Below are 15,874 nucleotides of genomic sequence, written 5' to 3' on the forward strand. Positions count from 1 at the left end.
AGCGTTGTTCACCGGAATTATCACTGACATCGGCCGGGTGCGCTCGGTCGCGCAAACGGCGCGCGACCGCCGCTACGAGGTCGAGACGGCCTGGGATGTCTCGGGCATCGACCTGGGCGCCTCCATCAGCCATGCGGGCGTCTGCCTGACCGTGGTGGAGAAGGCCGACGACTGGTTCGCCGTCGAGGTGTCGGGCGAGACCCTGGACAAGACGACCCTCGGCGGCTGGACCGCAGGCACGCCGGTCAATCTGGAGCGGGCGACGAAGGTCGGCGACGAACTGGGCGGCCATATCGTCTCTGGACACGTCGACGGGCTGGGCACGGTCGTGGAGATCACCCCGGAGGGCGGATCGCACCGGATCGTCATCGAGGCCCCGGCACCCCTGCACCGGTTCATCGCCGCCAAGGGCTCGATCACCGTGGACGGCGTGTCCCTGACGGTAAACAGCGTGGACGGCCGCCGCTTCGGCCTGAACATCATTCCCCACACCTGGCAGGCGACGACGCTCGGCACCCTCGCGGTCGGAAGTGCGGTCAATCTGGAAATCGACATGCTGGCGCGATACCTCGCGCGGTGGCAGGAGACGGCGTGATGACCAACACCATCGTCCTGGCCCGCGACATGTTCGACAGTCCGATCAGCCCGATCGAGGATATCCTGGAGGATGCCCGCAACGGCCGCCCCTATATCCTGGTCGACGCCGAGGACCGGGAGAACGAGGGCGACATCATCATCCCGGCCCAGTTCGCCACGCCGGACCAGATCAACTTCATGATCCGTCAGGCGAGGGGACTGGTCTGCCTGGCCCTGACCGCGGACCGCGCCTCGCAGCTGCGCCTTCCGCCGATGGCCGCCGACAACCGCGAGAGCATGAAGACCGCCTTCACCGTCTCGATCGAGGCGAAGGACGGCGTGACGACCGGCATCTCCGCCGCCGACCGGGCACGCACCATCCAGGTCGCGACCGATCCGTCGAAGGGCATGGACGATCTCGTCTCGCCCGGCCACATCTTCCCGCTGGTGGCGCGCGACGGCGGCGTCCTGGTCCGTGCGGGCCATACGGAGGCGGCCGTCGACATCAGCCGCATGGCAGGGCTGAACCCCTCGGGCGTGATCTGCGAGATCATCAAGGACGACGGCGAGATGGCCCGTCTGCCGGACCTGATCGGGTTCGCCCAGCTGCACGGGCTCAAGATCGGCACCATCGCCGACCTGATCGCCTATCGCCGCCGCACCGAGCGGTTCGTCGAGCGGATCATGGACCAGCCGTTCGAGAGCGTGCACGGCGGCCCGTTCCGTCTGATGCTCTACAGGAACACCATCGAGGGTGCCGAGCACGTCGCCCTGGTTCACGGCCGCATCGAGCCGGACAAGCCGACCCTGGTTCGGATGCACCAGGTGGACTTCGCCGCCGACCTTCTGGGTCATGTCGAAGAAAGGCAGAGCTATATCCCGGCCGCCCTGAAGACGATCACCGGCCATGACGGACCGGGCGTCGTCGTCTTCCTGCGCGATCCGACGCTGCAGGGCCTGGCCGAGCGGCTGGCGGGCGTCGACAAGCCGGCGGCGGTCGACCGCTCCTTGAGAAACTACGGCGTGGGCGCGCAGATCCTGCTGGATCTGGGTGTCCGGGACATGATCGTCATGAGCTCCACGCGCCCCGAACCCGCCGCCATCGAGGGCTACGGCCTGCGGATCGTCGGCTGGCGCGACATGCACGGAGAAGACCAATCCTGAAGGATCCCCCCCGCGTTCTCATCGTCGAGGCGCGCTTCTACGACGAACTGGCCGACGCGCTGCTGGAAGGCGCGAAGGACGCACTGCGCGCGCAGGGCGTCGATTTCGACGTCGTGACAGTGCCCGGCGCTCTCGAGATTCCGCCGACCATCGCCCTGGCCGAGGAGGCCGGCAAGTACCCGACCGCGCCGCGCTACGACGGCTATGTCGCGCTGGGCTGCGTGATCCGGGGCGAGACCTATCATTTCGAGATCGTGTCCGATCAATCCGCCTCGGGGATCATGCTGCTGGGCATCCGCGGGACGATCATCGGCAACGGCATCCTGACCGTCGAGGACGAGGACCAGGCCTGGGCCCGGGCGCGTCTGTCCGAGGGCGACAAGGGCGGCGGGGCCGCGCGGGCCTGCATGGACCTCATTGCACTGAAGAAGCGTCTGCGCGTAGGGCTCGGGGAATGACCGAACCCAACTCCATCCAGGCCGTTCTCGCCCAGCTCGCCGAGAACGAACGCGCCCAGGCCGAACCGCATCTGACCAGCCGCCAGCGCCGCGCGCGCACCGTGGCCCGTCTGGCCGCGGTCCAGGCGCTGTACCAGATGGAGCTGGCCGGGGAGGGGGTCGAGACCGTCATCACCGAATTCTCGAACCATCGCTTCGACGCCGATATCGAGGGCGAACCCCTGGCGGAGGCCGATGAGGCCTATTTCGCCGACGTTGTGCGCGGCGTGATCGCCGACCAGAAGGACATCGACACGGCCGTCAAGGCCCGGCTGGCGTCGAACTGGCGGATGGAGCGTCTGGACGCCACCCTGCGGGCCCTGCTGCGTTGCGGGGCCTGGGAACTGACCCACAAGGTCGACGTGCCCAGAGAGATCATCATCGACGAATATGTCGAGCTGGCGAAGGCCTTCTTCGACGAGGCCGAGGCCAAGTTCGTCAACGCCGCCCTCGATGGTGTCGCCCGCGACGTTCGCCCGAAGGCCTAGGCATGGCCGCGCTCGACGCCGCCGGCGAATTCGAGACCATCCGCAAACTCTTCGCCCCACTGGCCCATCCGGACCACGCCCGGGGACTGACCGACGACGTGGCGGTGATGCCGACACGGCCGGGAGCCGATCTGGTCCTGACCAAGGACGCAATCGTCGAAGGCGTGCATTTCCTGGCCGACGACCCGCTGGATACGGTCGCCCAGAAGCTGTTGCGCGTAAATCTGTCGGACCTGGCGGCCAAGGGCGCTGAACCGTTCGGCTATCTGCTGGCCTGCCACTGGTCACCGCGCTGCGGCTGGCCGGAGCGTGAGGCGTTCGCGGCCGGGCTGGCGGCGGACCAGACGGTCTTTGGCATCCACCTGCTGGGGGGGGACACGGTGCTGACCCCCGGACCTGCATCCTTCTCCGCGACAATGCTGGGCTGGGCGCCGAAGGGCGGATCGGTCACCCGCGGCGGGGCGAGGCCGGGCCACGGCATCTATGTCACCGGGATGATCGGCGACGGCTGGCTGGGGCTTCAGGCGGCTCGTAGCCGGCTGTCGCTGGAAAAGGAGCGGCTCGAAGCGCTTGCGGAACACTACCGACGGCCCACGCCGCGGCTGGCCTTCGGTCAGGCTGTGCAGGGGCTGGCGACAGCCATCATGGACGTCTCGGACGGGCTGATCGCCGACATCGCCCATATCGCGGCAGCCAGCGGCGTGGCGGCCTCGGTCCAGCTGGAGCTGCTGCCACGGTCGGCGGCGGCGACAGCGTGGTTCGACACCCGGATCGATCCGGAAGCGGCGCTGGTGAGCCTCGCGACCGGCGGTGACGACTATGAGCTGCTGTTGACGGCCCATCCGTCGGACGAGGCGGCGCTGAAACGGGAGGCGGATCGCCAGCACCTGCGCCTGACCCGCGTCGGGACAATCTCGAAAGGCCGGGGCGTGACGGCGACCTATCTCGGCAGGCCGGTCGAGATCGACAAGCCCGGCTGGACCCACGACTGAAACGGAATCTCAATCGCTTTGCCCGATAAGGGCCCTATGCGCCGCAGAGATCTCATCGCCCTCGGAACCCTGGCCCTGGCCGGAACCGCCGCCACAGCCGCTTCCGCCTCGGAGGCCCCGGCGAGCGCCGCCGGACAGACGCTCAACATCGCCGGGGTCGGCCTGCCGATCATCGCGGGCGGCCGGATTCGCAACTATGTGTTCGTGACCATCAGCCTGACGCTTGGCGCCCATGCCACGCCGGAACAGATGCGCGCCAAGGAGCCGTATTTCCGCGACGCCCTGGTCCGCGCGGCGCATCGGACGCCGTTCGTCCTGGCCGATGACTGGACGCAGGTCGACGCCCCGGCCGTCTGCGCCATGCTGATGCGGGTCGCCCCGTCGATCTCGGGAGCCGGCTCCATCGCCAGCGCCCAGGTCGCGCTCCAGGCCCCGCGTCGGCGCACAGGCGTCCGGGCCTCCTAGGGCGCTACCGCCCGCCGCCCGGCGGCTCACGGCCTGAACGCAGGCCGCGATTTCGGCCGTCCCTCTCCAAAAAAACGCCGGTTGCGTCCATCGGGCGCAGTTGGCAAGGTTCCGCCGCAATTCCCGCGGGACGCGCTACTGCGTCCAGACTGCGCACGGGGGGACCGGAAGGCGGACAGAGGCGAATAACGCCCGCCGCGCCAAGGGTCCGCGCGCCTAATGCTTTAGGTATGGAAACGCCAATATGACCAATGTTCTGTGGCTAGTGATAGCCGCCGGCGCCCTGGGGGTCCTTTACGGACTCGTCCAGACCGCCAGTCTGATGAAGGCCGAAACCGGCAACGACAAGATGCGAGAGATCGCAGCGGCCATTCAGGAAGGCGCCTCCGCCTATCTGAAACGCCAGTACACCACGATCGGCATGGTCGGGGTGGTCATCCTGATCGCCGCCTGGCTGCTGATCGGACAATACGCCGCCATCGGCTTCGTGATCGGCGCGGTCCTGTCGGGCCTCGCCGGGTTCGCGGGCATGCTGATCTCGGTTCGCGCCAATGTGCGCACGGCGCATGCAGCGTCGCAGAGCCTGTCCAGGGGACTGGACCTCGCCTTCCGCTCGGGCGCCATCACCGGCATGTTTGTGGCGGGCGGAGCCCTTCTGGGCGTCGCCGGCTACTTCGGCGTGCTGACCGAGGTCCTGGGTCTGGAACCGACCGGTCGCGAGGTCATCGACGGCCTGGTCGCCCTGGGCTTCGGCGCCTCGCTGATCTCCATCTTCGCGCGTCTGGGCGGCGGCATCTTCACCAAGGGCGCCGACGTCGGCGGCGACATGGTGGGCAAGGTCGAGGCCGGCATCCCCGAGGATGACCCCCGCAACGCCGCGACCATCGCCGACAACGTCGGCGACAATGTCGGCGACTGCGCCGGCATGGCCGCGGACCTGTTCGAGACCTATGCGGTGACCACGGTCGCCACCATGGTGCTGGCGGCCATCTTCTTCCGCGACCAGCCCTACGTCGACGTGATGATGCTGTTGCCCCTGGCCATCTGCGGCATCTGCATCGTGACCTCGATCGTCGGGTCGTTCTTCGTGCGTCTCGGCAAGTCCAACAACATCATGGGCGCCCTGTACCAGGGCCTGATCGTCACCGGTGTCCTGTCGGTCGGCGCGGTCTACTGGGTCATCACGACCCTGGTCACGGGACCGGTCGTCACGACCAGCGGCCTGCAGATCGAGCCGATGGCCTTGTTCTGGTCCGGCCTCATCGGCCTGGCCGTCACCGCCGCCATCGTGGTGATCACCGAATACTATACCGGCTCCAACTTCCGTCCCGTGCGCTCGGTCGCCAACGCCTCGGTCTCGGGCCACGGCACCAATGTGATCCAGGGTCTGGCGGTGTCGCTGGAGTCCACCGCGCTTCCGGCGCTGGTGATCATCGTCGGCATCATCGCCAGCTTCCAGCTGGCGGGCCTGTTCGGCATCGCCATCGCCACCACGACCATGCTGGGCGTGGCCGGGATGATCGTGGCGCTCGACGCCTTCGGTCCGGTGACCGACAACGCCGGCGGCATCGCCGAAATGGCGGGTCTGCCGGCGGACGTGCGTCACGTCACCGACGCCCTCGACGCCGTGGGCAACACCACCAAGGCCGTGACCAAGGGCTATGCGATCGGTTCGGCGGGCCTCGGCGCCCTGGTGCTGTTCGCGGCCTACACCTCGGACCTGCAATATTTCGCCGCCAACCCGGCGGAGTATCCGTTCTTCGCCAACATGGGCGTGGTCGCCTTCGACCTGACCAATCCCTATGTCGTCGTCGGTCTGCTGTTCGGGGGGCTGCTGCCCTTCCTGTTCGGCGGCATGTCGATGATGGCCGTGGGCCGCGCGGCCGAATCGGTCGTGGAAGAGGTCCGTCGCCAGTTCCGCGAGAACCCCGGCATCATGACCTATCAGGTCAAGCCGGAGTACGGCCGGGCCGTCGACATCCTGACCAAGGCGGCGATCCGCGAGATGATCGTGCCGTCGCTGTTGCCAGTGTTGTCGCCGATCGTCCTGTTCACGGCGATCCTGTTCATCTCGGACAAGGCCAACGCCTTCGCCTCGCTGGGCGCCATGCTGATGGGCGTCATCGTGACCGGCCTGTTCGTCGCCATCTCGATGACCTCGGGCGGCGGTGCCTGGGACAACGCCAAGAAGGTGATCGAAGAGGGCTTCACCGACAAGAACGGCGTCGTCCACGGCAAGGGCTCCGAGGCCCACAAGGCTGCGGTGACCGGCGATACGGTCGGCGATCCCTACAAGGACACGTCCGGTCCGGCCGTGAATCCGATGATCAAGATCACCAACATCGTGGCCCTGCTGCTGCTGGCGGTGCTGGCGAGCGGGAACATCGGTTAACGTTCACGCAGGTTGAATAACGTTGAAGCGCCCCGGCGGTCATCCGTCGGGGCGCATTTCTTTGAGGAAAGACATGGCGTTTCGGGTCACCAAGGTTGGGGACGATTTGTATGAGGCGGTGTGCTCACCACCCCATGGCCAAACATGGCTGCATCCGAAAGGCCGAGTTTGGCGTACGCGCCAGCCCTTGACCCTGAACCAACTGGTCAAAGCAGGTCGCCGTCTCAGAATTCACGTCCAAGACTTTTGGGACGCCGTTGTCGAGGCGGACCCGTCCGTCGCTGAAGGAATCCGTTAGTCCGGACGACGTTGACCCGGGACGTCCTCGTCCGTGCGGGGCAGCTGGCCGCGGCCGACGTTGCCGAGCAGCTGTTCGAGGACGGTCAGCTCACGGCCGCGGGTCGGGGTCTCGCGACGCTCCATGGCGATCTGCTGGCCGTCTTCTAGGTTCAGGTTGCGGACCTCGGTCACCTTGTCGTCGGTCTCGCTGAAGGTGATGGCGGTGACGCTGCGCTGGGACACCTGGGGACGGTTGTAGGTGTACCGCTCGGTCGTCTGGGAGATGTAGTACCAGATGTTGTCCTCGAAGGTCGAAACCGCCGAGGGCGAACCGAGCTGGGCCAGGACGGTCGACTTGGTGTCGGTGCCCGTCACGATATCCTTCGGATTGACATCGACGACCTGGAAGCCGTGGTTGCCCACGATCGGTGCGCAGGCGGCCGCCAGGGGCGCGAGGACGGCCAGGACGGCGAGACGAACGACGATCTTATTCATGGAGACGGGCGCCTGGAACGAAACAAGGTCTTTGACCTAACCGGACCTGACGCCTAGTTCAACGGCGCGGCGGAAAAGGGGCCGTCTACCTGATGCTGAAGAACCTGTTCAGAACCCGATCCGCCGAGAGCATGGGCCTGCCGTTGTACACGGCGGCCGTCGAACAGGCGCGCGATCCGCGATTCTACACCGGGCTGGGCGTGAACGACGAGATCGACGCCCGGTTCGAACTCTACACCCTGCATGTGCTGCTGCTGATTCTGCGCCTTCGAGACGAGACGGGCGTCGAGGCGGAACGGGGCGCCGAGGCCGCGCAGAACCTTTTCGATGTCTATGTCTCCGCCCTGGACAACGCCCTGCGGGAGTTGGGCGTGAATGATGTGACCATGGCCAAGAAGATGCGGCGGCTGGGCGAGGCCCTGTACGGCCGGATGACGGCCTATGAGACGGCGCTGCGGGCCGGCGACGCGTCCGAACTGTCCGAAGGCCTGGCGCGCAACGTCTATGCGACAGAGGCCGCCGGTCGGGCGGGCGCACTGGCGGCCTATGCCCTGTCGGCGCGCGCCGTGCTGGCGAAACAATCGATCGACACGGTGCTGACCGCGCCGGTCTGGCCGGAGGTCAAGGCATGAACCCCCAGCACCGTCCGCCCTTCAGCGAGGTCGTGCGCGTCAACGAGATCGGCGCCGGCCTCGAACGGCGTCTGGTTCCGGACGAGGATGCGCTGAAGCGGATCATCAAGGCGCTGGATCTGGCGTCCCTGTCGGCATTCGAGGCCGATCTGAAGATCGTGCCCGGCCGGGTGGGATGGACCCTGACGGGCCGGGTCACCGCCACGCTGGAGCAGGTCTGCGGCATCACCCTCGACCCGCTGCCGGTCGAGGTCGACGAGCGGTTCTCCGTCGATCTGGTCGAGGCGGCGGAGCCGGAGCCGGACGAGATCGAGGTCGCTCTCGATGATGACGCGCCCGACGTGGTCGAGGACGGCCGAATCGATCTCGGCCAGTACGCCGTCGAACAGCTGGCCCTGACGCTGGATCCCTTCCCCCGGAAACCCGGCGCGGAATTCGTCCAGCCCGAAGAGCCCGCCGAAATCTCGCCCTTCGCGGTCCTGAAGGCGTTCAAGGCCCGGGACGACGACGGAAAATCTTGACGTAGCGTCTGCGGCGTTTGCATCCGTTCGTCGCGGCGGTATCCTTGAGGCCAGCAGAACGCGTCGCAACGTCGGCGCACCGGAGTTTCCGACCCCTTGCCAACCCCCACATTAATTTCTCTGGACGCCATGGGCGGCGACCATGGTCCGCCCGTCGTCGTCGGCGGCATCCGCGACTACATCCGCCGACATGGAGGGGAGGGCGTCACCTTCCTGCTCCACGGAGACGAACAGGCGATCGTCGCGGAGCTGGCGAAGCACAATCTGACGTCCGACGTCTGCGACATCCGTCACACCGACAAGAAGATCGCGTCGGATGAGAAGCCGGCCCAGGCGATGCGGCGCGGAAAGGGGTCAAGCCTCTGGAACGCGATCGAGGCGGTGAAATCCGGTGAGGCCGGGGCGGTCGTATCCGCCGGGAACACCGGCGCCCTGATGGCGATTTCCAAGCTGATCCTGCGCATGTCGGCGCCGGGGCTGGAGCGGCCCGCGATCGTCGCCAGCTGGCCGACCCTGCGGGGCGTGACCGCGGTTCTGGACGTCGGCGCCAATATCGAGAGCGACGCCGAACAGCTGGTGGAGTTCGCCATCATGGGCGAGGCCTTCCACACCGCCGTGCATGGCGTGGCGAAGCCGACCATCGGCATCCTGAACGTGGGCTCCGAGGACATGAAGGGCCACGAGGCGGTGCGCGAGGCCGCACGGATCCTGCGAGAGGGCGGTCTGGGGCTGAATTACCACGGCTTCGTGGAGGGCGACGACATCGCCAAGGGCACGGTCGACGTGGTCGTCACCGACGGTTTCACCGGCAATATCGCGCTGAAGACCGCCGAGGGCGTGGCGCGATTCATCTCCACCCTGCTGAAGGAGGCCCTGACATCCAGCCTGCAGGCCAAGGTCGGCGCCCTGATCGCCATGCCGGCGTTGAAGGCCATGGGCCAGAAGATCGATCCCAGCGCCATCAACGGCGGCCCCCTGCTGGGTCTGAACGGCATCGTGGTGAAGAGCCACGGCGGCGCTGACGCCAAAGGTTTCGGAAACGCCATCCGCATTGCCGTCGATCTGGCCCGCAGTGACTATATGCAGACGGTCGGCGCCAACCTGGGTCGACTGGACGACGTCATGCACGCCCCTGCAGTCCCTCAAGCACAGTCCCAAGAGAGCGTTTCGTGAGCGTTATCCGCAGCGCCGTGACCGGCGTCGGCTCCTATCTGCCGGAACAGGTTGTGACCAACGCCGACCTGGCCGAGTTCGTCGACACCTCCGATGAATGGATCATCGAACGCACCGGCATCCGCCAGCGTCACAGGGCGCGCGACGACGAGCCCACCAGTGATCTTGCTTCCGAGGCGGCGCGGCGGGCGCTCGCCGCCGCCGGCAGGACCGCCGCCGACGTCGACATGATCATCGTCGCCACCACGACGCCGGACATGACCTTCCCGGCCACCGCCTCGATCGTCCAGCGCAAGATCGGCGCGCCCGTCTGTATCGCCTTCGACGTCCAGGCCGTCTGCTCCGGCTTCGTCTACGCCCTGAGCGTCGCTGACGGTTTCGTGGCCAGGGGGCTGTCGAAATGCGCCCTGGTCATCGGGGCCGAGGAGATGACCCGGCTGATGGACTGGACCGACCGCACGACCTGCGTCCTGTTCGGTGACGGGGCCGGGGCGGTCGTGGTCGAACCGCGCGAAGGGCAGGGGACCTCGGCGGACCAGGGCCTGCTCGGCTTCGCCCTGCGCGCCGACGGGACAAAGACCGATCTGCTCTATGTCGACGGCGGACCGTCGAGCACCGGAACCGTCGGGCATTTGCGGATGGCCGGCAACCAGGTGTTCCGCCACGCCGTGGTGAACATCGCCGAGGCGATCACCGCCGCCTGCGCCGCCTCAGGCATCACCGTGCCCGAGGTCGACTGGTTCGTTCCACACCAGGCCAATCAGCGAATCATCAAGGGCGTCGGCGATCGGCTGGGCCTGGACGAGGACAAGGTGATCTCCACCGTCGCCCTCCACGCCAACACCTCGGCCGCCTCGATCCCGCTCGCGCTCGACGCCGCCATCCAGGACGGCCGGATCAAGAGGGGGGATCTGGTGCTTCTGGAGGCCATGGGCGGCGGTCTGACCTGGGGCGCATGCGCCTTCCGGCTGTAATTTCCGCCTGCTGCGACCACGCTGACCTTTGACTTCGCCCGCTTTTCGCCTTCTATGGTATGTCGGGATCAAAGGGGATGAACCTTGGGCGAACTGCAAACCTTGACCCGCGCAGACCTGTGCGAGGCGGTCCATGACGAGGTCGGCCTGTCGCGACAGGAGTGTTCCAGCATGGTCGAGCGCACCCTTGAGCTCATCGTGGAGAGCCTTGAGAACGGCGAGACGGTCAAACTGTCCGGATTCGGCGTCTTCCAGGTACGTGAGAAGCGGGCGCGCATGGGCCGCAATCCGAAAACCGGCGAGCCGGCGGCGATCAATCCGCGCCGCGTCATCAGCTTCCGCGCATCCCAGATCATGAAATCCCGCGTGCACGGCGCCGGCGTCTGATGGCCAAGGGCCCCGACGCCTTCCGGACCATTTCGGAGGCCGCCGAGGCGGTGGGCGCGCCACAGCATGTGCTGCGGTTCTGGGAGACCAAATTCCCGTTCGTCGTCCCGGTGAAACGCGCGGGTGGCAGGCGATTCTACCGGCCCCAGGACATCATTGTGCTGAAGGCCATTCGCAGGCTGCTGCACGACGAGGGCCTGACCATCAAGGGCGTGCAGCGGCTGCACAAGGACCAGGGCCTGGCGCGGCTGGCCGCCTATGGCGATCCGGATGCCGCTTTCAGCATGGACGCCGAAGCGGCCGCGCCCCCGATGCGGCCGAACGAAACGGTCCCGGCGTCATCCGGGCCGTCCGAGCGGGAACTGCGCGCGATCCTGGCCGATCTGGAGGGCGCCCGCGCCCGGCTCGACGCCGTTCTGGCGGGCTGACCCCGGCCATCGAACGCCGGGTGCGTTTTCTCGTTTGCGGCGACGCCAACCCCCCGCTATAGGACCGGCCTCTCGGAGCGTGGCGCAGCCTGGTAGCGCACTTGACTGGGGGTCAAGGGGTCGCAGGTTCGAATCCTGTCGCTCCGACCATCTTCCTTTGCAGGAAAATGAGTCGGCTGGAGGGGTCGCTTTCGGGCGACCCCTTCTGCATTTTCGCGAGGCGGCCGCTCGCTGATCGAGCGAGGCGTTCTACCGCTTCCTGAGGAACGGCTTCCCCTCCGCCCAGGACATCAGCGGCAGCAGGGGCACGCCCCACAGGGTTCCGGCGAGGCCGTAGAACAGCAGGGTCGCGACCGGATGATCGGGCACGTGGGCTCCGACGGCGATGACCAGCCAGACGTAAACGCCGAGGAAGACCAGGATCCCGACCGAGGCGACGGCACGGCGTGCGCGCAGCCCCATCAGCGGGTGTTCCGGAACAGATAGTAGGTGACCAGGCCCAGGATCGATCCTGCGCCGGACCACAGGGTCCAGCCGAACTCATCCATCGTCGAGGCCCCGAACACCCGCACGGCGAGGAACCAGCCGCAGGCCGCCCCGGTGAAGGCCACCAGGGATGCGGCGAACAATCCGCGGCGTCCGGTCAGCAGGTCGGCGATCCACGCCAGAACGAAGGCGCCCCCGATGGCGAGTACGATATCGGCGTATTGCAGCACTGATTCCAAAACGGGGCCTCCAGGCAGGCCGGCTTGCGACCTTGCGTCATGACTTCGGACTTTGATCTCGCCACGATCGAAGTGCATACCGCCCCGGTCGTCACGAAGGACGACACTGTATCCGTTGGAGCGTCGGGCGTCGAATGAGCCGTTTCGGAAGTCGGGACCAGTCGAAAGCCGTCGCCATCTGGCTATTTTTCTGCGCCGCCATGGTGTTCGCCATGGTGGTCATCGGTGGCATCACGCGACTGACGGGCTCGGGCCTGTCGATCACGGAATGGAAGCCGATCATGGGCGCCTTGCCGCCGCTGAACGCGGCGGACTGGGCCGAGGCCTTCGAGAAGTACAGGGCAATCCCGCAGTACGCCCAGGTCAACGCGGGCATGAGCCTGTCGGAATTCCAGGGCATCTTCTGGTGGGAGTGGCTGCACCGGCTGTTCGGACGGCTGATCGGCATGGCGTTCGCCCTGCCGTTCTTCGCCTTCATGGCCTTCCGGCTTTTGTCCGAACGGTCGTTCCTGGGCCGTATGGCGATTCCGACGCGGTTGATCTGGCGCTGCGCCGTCCTGCTGGCCCTGGGCGGGCTTCAGGGGCTGATCGGCTGGTGGATGGTGTCTTCGGGTCTGTCCGAACGGGTCGATGTCGCGCCCGAGCGGCTGGCGACCCACCTGGGCCTGGCCCTGATCATCTTCGCCGGCCTGATCTGGACCGGGCTTGAGGCCTGGTCAGGAGAGGAGCATTCGCGCTCGCCCGCGGGCTGGAGCCGGGGCGCCGCCATCCTGTTGGGCGCGGTCTTCGTCCAGTGCCTGCTCGGCGGCCTCGTCGCCGGGGCCAAGGCCGGTTTCATCTATACCGACTGGCCCCTGATGAACGGCGACATCCTGGCGCCTGTCGACTGGGGTCTGGGCGGGCTGGCCTTCCTGCACGATCACGCCCTGGTCCAGTTCAATCACCGGATCGTCGCCTATGCCCTGCTGATCGGCGGGACGGTCTATGCGGTCCAGGCCTGGCGCTGGCGGCTGGCCGAAGGATTGGGAGTGTCGGCCTTCGTCGTGGCGGGCGCGCTTTGGATGCAGGCGGCGCTCGGGATCGTGACCCTGATCCACGCCGTGCCCATGTGGCTGGGCGGGCTGCATCAGGCGGGGGCGGCCATCGTCCTGGCGCTGGTGACAGCCAATCTGTGGCTGGTGCGGCGGTCGCAACCGCGGCTTTTCATGTCCGGACCACGTCGATAGGCAGTCCAGATGTACGGTATTTTAATACCGTTGCTGGAAACTCGTTCTAGATCAGTGCACTAGCCCATCTTGCGCGCTTACTTCGGCATTGACGCCTGTGGACGTTTCCCCTACTAGCGCGCCTTCGCTCGCTTCGGCCCGTCCGGAGCGACCCCGTTTCGCCTCCTATTTCAGGAACCACCTCATGCTGAAGAGCACCACGGCTGCCTTGAAGCCGTCCGAGGTCGAGAGGAAGTGGATCCACATCGACGCTGAAGGCGTCGTCGTGGGCCGTCTCGCGACCTTCATCGCCATGCGTCTGCGCGGCAAGCATCTGCCGACCTACACCCCCCACGTGGACTCGGGCGACTATGTCGTCGTGACCAACGTCGACAAGGTCGTGTTCACCGGCAAGAAGCTGACCGACAAGGTCTACTATCGCCACACCGGCCACCCGGGCGGCGTCAAGTCGACGACCCCGCAGAAGGTCCTGAACGGCCGCTTCCCCGAGCGCGTGCTCGAGAAGGCCGTCGAGCGCATGATGCCCAAGGAAAGCCCGCTGGCGCGCACCCAGATGACGCACCTGCGCCTGTTCGCCGGCTCGGCCCACGAGCACGACGCCCAGCAGCCCGAGACCATCGACTTCGCCGGCCGCTCGGCCAAGAACACCCGGAGCATCTGAGCATGACCGACGTCACTCAAGACACCGCGACCGGCTTCGACGCCCTCAAGGGCCTCGGCGTTTCGGACAACGGCTACGACAACTCGGCTCCGGTCTATGTCCGCAAGGTCGACGCCCAGGGCCGCGCCTATTCGACCGGCAAGCGCAAGAACGCGATCGCCCGCGTCTGGGTCATGCCCGGCACCGGCAAGTTCACCATCAACGGCAAGGATCAGCTGCAGTATTTCGCCCGCGAAATCCTGCGCATGATGATCGCCCAGCCCCTGGTCGTCTGCGGTCGCGAGACCGAATTCGACGTGGTCTGCACCGTTGAAGGTTCGGGCCTGTCGGGCCAGGCCGGCGCCATCCGCCACGGCCTGTCGCACGCCCTGACCCACTACGAGCCGGCCCTGCGCCCGGTCCTGAAGCCGCACGGCTTCCTGACCCGCGACAGCCGCGTCGTCGAGCGCAAGAAGTACGGCCGCGCCAAGGCCCGCCGTTCGTTCCAGTTCTCGAAGCGCTAAGCCGTTTCGCGAAAGCGATTACGAAACGGGGCGCTTCGGGAAACCGGAGCGCCCTTTTTCTATGGTGTCATCATGAAACGGATCGCAGTCACCGGAGCCGATAGAGACCCCTCCGGCGCCCATTTTCTAGTCGAAGCCGCGCTGGCCGCCTGCGGCGGCGTTGTTGTCGGCGAGAGGATCGTGATTTTCCTTATCGACGAACCCCTCGAGTGCGAGGCGATCGTTCAGACCTATCCTGGGTGGGAACCACATCTGTTTGGCCGGGAGGCCGGACAGTGGAAGAGCCCCGCCGGAGACCAAAGCCAATGACCCACACCATCTTCATCGACGGCGAGGCCGGGACCACGGGGCTGGAGATCCGGCAGCGGCTGGAGGGCCGGACGGACCTGGCGTTCATCTCCCTGACCGGCGACCGTCGCAAGGCCCCGGCCGCGCGCGCGGAGGCGCTGAACGCCGCCGACGCCGTGATCCTGTGCCTGCCCGACGAGGCGGCGAAGGAGGCGGTGGCCATGATCGAGAACACGACGACGCGGGTCATCGACGCCTCGACCGCCTTCCGCACCGCCACCGGCTGGACCTATGGCTTCCCTGAGATGGACGCCGTCCAGCGCGGCGAGATCATCGGCTCTCGTCGGGTGTCGAACCCCGGCTGCTACCCGACCGGCTTCATCGGCCTGATGCGGCCGCTGGTGAAGGCCGGGCTTGTGCCCGCCGACTGGCCGGTGACGGTCAATGCGGTCAGCGGCTACTCCGGCGGCGGAAAATCAATGATTGCCGAGTTCGAACAGGCCCCCCGGTCAAGCCGGGGGGTGACGATGGGCGCGCCGGCCTTCCGCGCCTATGGCCTGTCGCTGCAGCACAAACATGTGCCGGAGATGACCCGGCATTCGGGCCTGAAGCACGACGTCCTGTTCGCCCCGGCCGTCGGCGCCTGGCGCCAGGGGATGCTGGTCGAGGTCCCCCTGCAGCTCGCGGCCCTGCCGGAGACGCCGTCGATCGACCGTCTGCACGGCGCCCTCGTCGAGGCCTATGACGGCTGCCGCTTCGTCGAGGTGGCGGGGCTGGACGAGACGGCGGCCATGACCGGAGTGGATCCAGAGGGGCTGAACGGCACCAACAGCCTCCGTCTGCACGTGTTCGGCAACCGCGACGGCTCCCAGGCGCGTCTGGTCGCCCTGCTCGACAACCTCGGCAAGGGGGCCTCGGGCGCGGCGGTGCAGAACCTGAACCTGATGCTGGGGCTGGACGAGGCGACAGGGCTGAACTGAGGCTTGAAACCCTGCACGGCTTGCCGAC

The 15,874-nt window shown here is 67.0% G+C and carries 21 protein-coding genes and 1 tRNA gene; 19 read left to right on the forward strand and 3 right to left on the reverse strand.

The features are described from left to right. The first annotated feature begins 4 nt into the window (after window positions 1-4). From Q0044_RS13000 to Q0044_RS13030, 7 genes are all read left to right on the forward strand, one after another. Window positions 5-595, forward strand: coding sequence for a riboflavin synthase (locus Q0044_RS13000; RefSeq protein ID WP_298162818.1), 591 nt, complete (start codon window positions 5-7; stop codon window positions 593-595). Further along, window positions 595-1,740, forward strand: coding sequence for a 3,4-dihydroxy-2-butanone-4-phosphate synthase (ribB, locus tag Q0044_RS13005; protein ID WP_298162820.1), 1,146 nt, complete (start codon window positions 595-597; stop codon window positions 1,738-1,740). Before Q0044_RS13000 ends, ribB begins: the two co-directional genes overlap by 1 nt. After that, on the forward strand, window positions 1,737-2,198 hold the full coding sequence (ribH, locus tag Q0044_RS13010; protein ID WP_298162899.1) for a 6,7-dimethyl-8-ribityllumazine synthase: 462 nt from the start codon (window positions 1,737-1,739) through the stop codon (window positions 2,196-2,198). The genes ribB and ribH overlap by 4 nt, the downstream gene beginning before the upstream one ends. Further along, window positions 2,195-2,725, forward strand: a complete 531-nt coding sequence (gene nusB, locus Q0044_RS13015) for a transcription antitermination factor NusB (protein ID WP_298162821.1) — start codon at window positions 2,195-2,197, stop codon at window positions 2,723-2,725. Before ribH ends, nusB begins: the two co-directional genes overlap by 4 nt. A 2-nt stretch (window positions 2,726-2,727) precedes the next feature. Continuing rightward, a complete protein-coding gene (thiL, locus tag Q0044_RS13020) occupies window positions 2,728-3,717 on the forward strand; it encodes a thiamine-phosphate kinase (RefSeq protein ID WP_298162822.1) in 990 nt (329 codons plus the stop codon). Window positions 3,718-3,753: 36 nt separating this feature from the next. Further along, on the forward strand, window positions 3,754-4,182 hold the full coding sequence (locus Q0044_RS13025) for a hypothetical protein (protein ID WP_298162823.1): 429 nt from the start codon (window positions 3,754-3,756) through the stop codon (window positions 4,180-4,182). A gap of 244 nt (window positions 4,183-4,426) precedes the next feature. Then, entirely contained in the window at window positions 4,427-6,574 is a 2,148-nt protein-coding gene (locus Q0044_RS13030; protein ID WP_298162824.1) for a sodium-translocating pyrophosphatase, read from the forward strand. A gap of 294 nt (window positions 6,575-6,868) precedes the next feature. Here Q0044_RS13030 and Q0044_RS13035 read toward each other — a convergent pair whose 3' ends face one another. Continuing rightward, entirely contained in the window at window positions 6,869-7,348 is a 480-nt protein-coding gene (locus Q0044_RS13035; RefSeq protein WP_298162826.1) for an outer membrane protein assembly factor BamE, read from the reverse strand. A gap of 92 nt (window positions 7,349-7,440) precedes the next feature. Here Q0044_RS13035 and Q0044_RS13040 point away from each other — a divergent pair, with 92 nt between their 5' ends. The 7 genes from Q0044_RS13040 to Q0044_RS13070 all read left to right on the forward strand — a co-directional run bounded on the left by Q0044_RS13040 (window position 7,441) and on the right by Q0044_RS13070 (window position 11,613). Further along, window positions 7,441-7,980 carry a ubiquinol-cytochrome C chaperone family protein gene (locus Q0044_RS13040; protein WP_298162827.1) on the forward strand — a complete coding sequence of 180 codons (540 nt, stop codon included), beginning with the start codon at window positions 7,441-7,443 and terminating at the stop codon, window positions 7,978-7,980. Then, complete coding sequence (locus Q0044_RS13045) at window positions 7,977-8,501, forward strand: YceD family protein (RefSeq protein ID WP_298162828.1); 525 nt, start codon at window positions 7,977-7,979, stop codon at window positions 8,499-8,501. Before Q0044_RS13040 ends, Q0044_RS13045 begins: the two co-directional genes overlap by 4 nt. Before the next feature lie 96 nt (window positions 8,502-8,597). Continuing rightward, window positions 8,598-9,674, forward strand: a complete 1,077-nt coding sequence (gene plsX / locus Q0044_RS13050; RefSeq protein WP_298162830.1) for a phosphate acyltransferase PlsX — start codon at window positions 8,598-8,600, stop codon at window positions 9,672-9,674. Then, on the forward strand, window positions 9,671-10,648 hold the full coding sequence (locus tag Q0044_RS13055) for a beta-ketoacyl-ACP synthase III (RefSeq protein WP_298162831.1): 978 nt from the start codon (window positions 9,671-9,673) through the stop codon (window positions 10,646-10,648). Before plsX ends, Q0044_RS13055 begins: the two co-directional genes overlap by 4 nt. Window positions 10,649-10,741: 93 nt before the next feature. Then, window positions 10,742-11,035 (forward strand): integration host factor subunit alpha, encoded by a 294-nt coding sequence (locus Q0044_RS13060; protein ID WP_298162901.1) that lies wholly within the window; start codon window positions 10,742-10,744, stop codon window positions 11,033-11,035. Then, window positions 11,035-11,463, forward strand: coding sequence for a MerR family transcriptional regulator (locus tag Q0044_RS13065; RefSeq protein ID WP_298162832.1), 429 nt, complete (start codon window positions 11,035-11,037; stop codon window positions 11,461-11,463). Before Q0044_RS13060 ends, Q0044_RS13065 begins: the two co-directional genes overlap by 1 nt. A 73-nt stretch (window positions 11,464-11,536) precedes the next feature. After that, window positions 11,537-11,613: transfer RNA gene (locus Q0044_RS13070), tRNA-Pro, on the forward strand. Between the two features lie 99 nt (window positions 11,614-11,712). Here the strand turns inward: Q0044_RS13070 and Q0044_RS13075 are convergent. Further along, on the reverse strand, window positions 11,713-11,925 hold the full coding sequence (locus Q0044_RS13075; protein ID WP_298162833.1) for a DUF2842 domain-containing protein: 213 nt from the start codon (window positions 11,923-11,925) through the stop codon (window positions 11,713-11,715). Next, window positions 11,925-12,179, reverse strand: a complete 255-nt coding sequence (locus tag Q0044_RS13080) for a transglycosylase (protein ID WP_298162902.1) — start codon at window positions 12,177-12,179, stop codon at window positions 11,925-11,927. The genes Q0044_RS13075 and Q0044_RS13080 overlap by 1 nt, the downstream gene beginning before the upstream one ends. 143 nt (window positions 12,180-12,322) lie before the next feature. Here Q0044_RS13080 and Q0044_RS13085 point away from each other — a divergent pair, with 143 nt between their 5' ends. The 5 genes from Q0044_RS13085 (at window position 12,323) to argC (ending at window position 15,846) form a co-directional block, all read left to right on the forward strand. Further along, window positions 12,323-13,414, forward strand: a complete 1,092-nt coding sequence (locus Q0044_RS13085) for a COX15/CtaA family protein (protein ID WP_298162834.1) — start codon at window positions 12,323-12,325, stop codon at window positions 13,412-13,414. A gap of 184 nt (window positions 13,415-13,598) precedes the next feature. Continuing rightward, the gene (gene rplM / locus Q0044_RS13090; protein ID WP_298162835.1) at window positions 13,599-14,075 is read left to right on the forward strand and encodes a 50S ribosomal protein L13; all 477 of its coding nucleotides are present in this window, start codon (window positions 13,599-13,601) and stop codon (window positions 14,073-14,075) included. Between the two features lie 2 nt (window positions 14,076-14,077). Further along, window positions 14,078-14,578, forward strand: a complete 501-nt coding sequence (rpsI, locus tag Q0044_RS13095; protein WP_298162837.1) for a 30S ribosomal protein S9 — start codon at window positions 14,078-14,080, stop codon at window positions 14,576-14,578. A gap of 72 nt (window positions 14,579-14,650) precedes the next feature. Next, a complete protein-coding gene (locus tag Q0044_RS13100) occupies window positions 14,651-14,887 on the forward strand; it encodes a hypothetical protein (protein ID WP_298162838.1) in 237 nt (78 codons plus the stop codon). Further along, window positions 14,884-15,846, forward strand: coding sequence for an N-acetyl-gamma-glutamyl-phosphate reductase (gene argC, locus Q0044_RS13105; protein WP_298162840.1), 963 nt, complete (start codon window positions 14,884-14,886; stop codon window positions 15,844-15,846). The genes Q0044_RS13100 and argC overlap by 4 nt, the downstream gene beginning before the upstream one ends. The last annotated feature ends 28 nt before the right edge of the window (window positions 15,847-15,874 follow it).

It is taken from the genome of Brevundimonas sp. (assembly GCF_027484365.1).
Lineage (GTDB): Bacteria > Pseudomonadota > Alphaproteobacteria > Caulobacterales > Caulobacteraceae > Brevundimonas.

Bases quoted from the DNA above. Each gene is read 5' to 3' on its own strand.
- ribB (WP_298162820.1), top strand. From the start codon at position 595: ATGACCAACACCATCGTCCTGGCCCGCGACATGTTCGACAGTCCGATC.
- nusB (WP_298162821.1), top strand. From the start codon at position 2,195: ATGACCGAACCCAACTCCATCCAGGCCGTTCTCGCCCAGCTCGCCGAG.
- thiL (WP_298162822.1), top strand. From the start codon at position 2,728: ATGGCCGCGCTCGACGCCGCCGGCGAATTCGAGACCATCCGCAAACTC.
- Q0044_RS13025 (WP_298162823.1), top strand. From the start codon at position 3,754: ATGCGCCGCAGAGATCTCATCGCCCTCGGAACCCTGGCCCTGGCCGGA.
- Q0044_RS13030 (WP_298162824.1), top strand. From the start codon at position 4,427: ATGACCAATGTTCTGTGGCTAGTGATAGCCGCCGGCGCCCTGGGGGTC.
- Q0044_RS13035 (WP_298162826.1), bottom strand. From the start codon at position 7,348: ATGAATAAGATCGTCGTTCGTCTCGCCGTCCTGGCCGTCCTCGCGCCC.
- Q0044_RS13040 (WP_298162827.1), top strand. From the start codon at position 7,441: ATGCTGAAGAACCTGTTCAGAACCCGATCCGCCGAGAGCATGGGCCTG.
- Q0044_RS13045 (WP_298162828.1), top strand. From the start codon at position 7,977: ATGAACCCCCAGCACCGTCCGCCCTTCAGCGAGGTCGTGCGCGTCAAC.
- Q0044_RS13065 (WP_298162832.1), top strand. From the start codon at position 11,035: ATGGCCAAGGGCCCCGACGCCTTCCGGACCATTTCGGAGGCCGCCGAG.
- Q0044_RS13075 (WP_298162833.1), bottom strand. From the start codon at position 11,925: ATGGGGCTGCGCGCACGCCGTGCCGTCGCCTCGGTCGGGATCCTGGTC.
- Q0044_RS13085 (WP_298162834.1), top strand. From the start codon at position 12,323: ATGAGCCGTTTCGGAAGTCGGGACCAGTCGAAAGCCGTCGCCATCTGG.
- rplM (WP_298162835.1), top strand. From the start codon at position 13,599: ATGCTGAAGAGCACCACGGCTGCCTTGAAGCCGTCCGAGGTCGAGAGG.
- rpsI (WP_298162837.1), top strand. From the start codon at position 14,078: ATGACCGACGTCACTCAAGACACCGCGACCGGCTTCGACGCCCTCAAG.
- Q0044_RS13100 (WP_298162838.1), top strand. From the start codon at position 14,651: ATGAAACGGATCGCAGTCACCGGAGCCGATAGAGACCCCTCCGGCGCC.
- argC (WP_298162840.1), top strand. From the start codon at position 14,884: ATGACCCACACCATCTTCATCGACGGCGAGGCCGGGACCACGGGGCTG.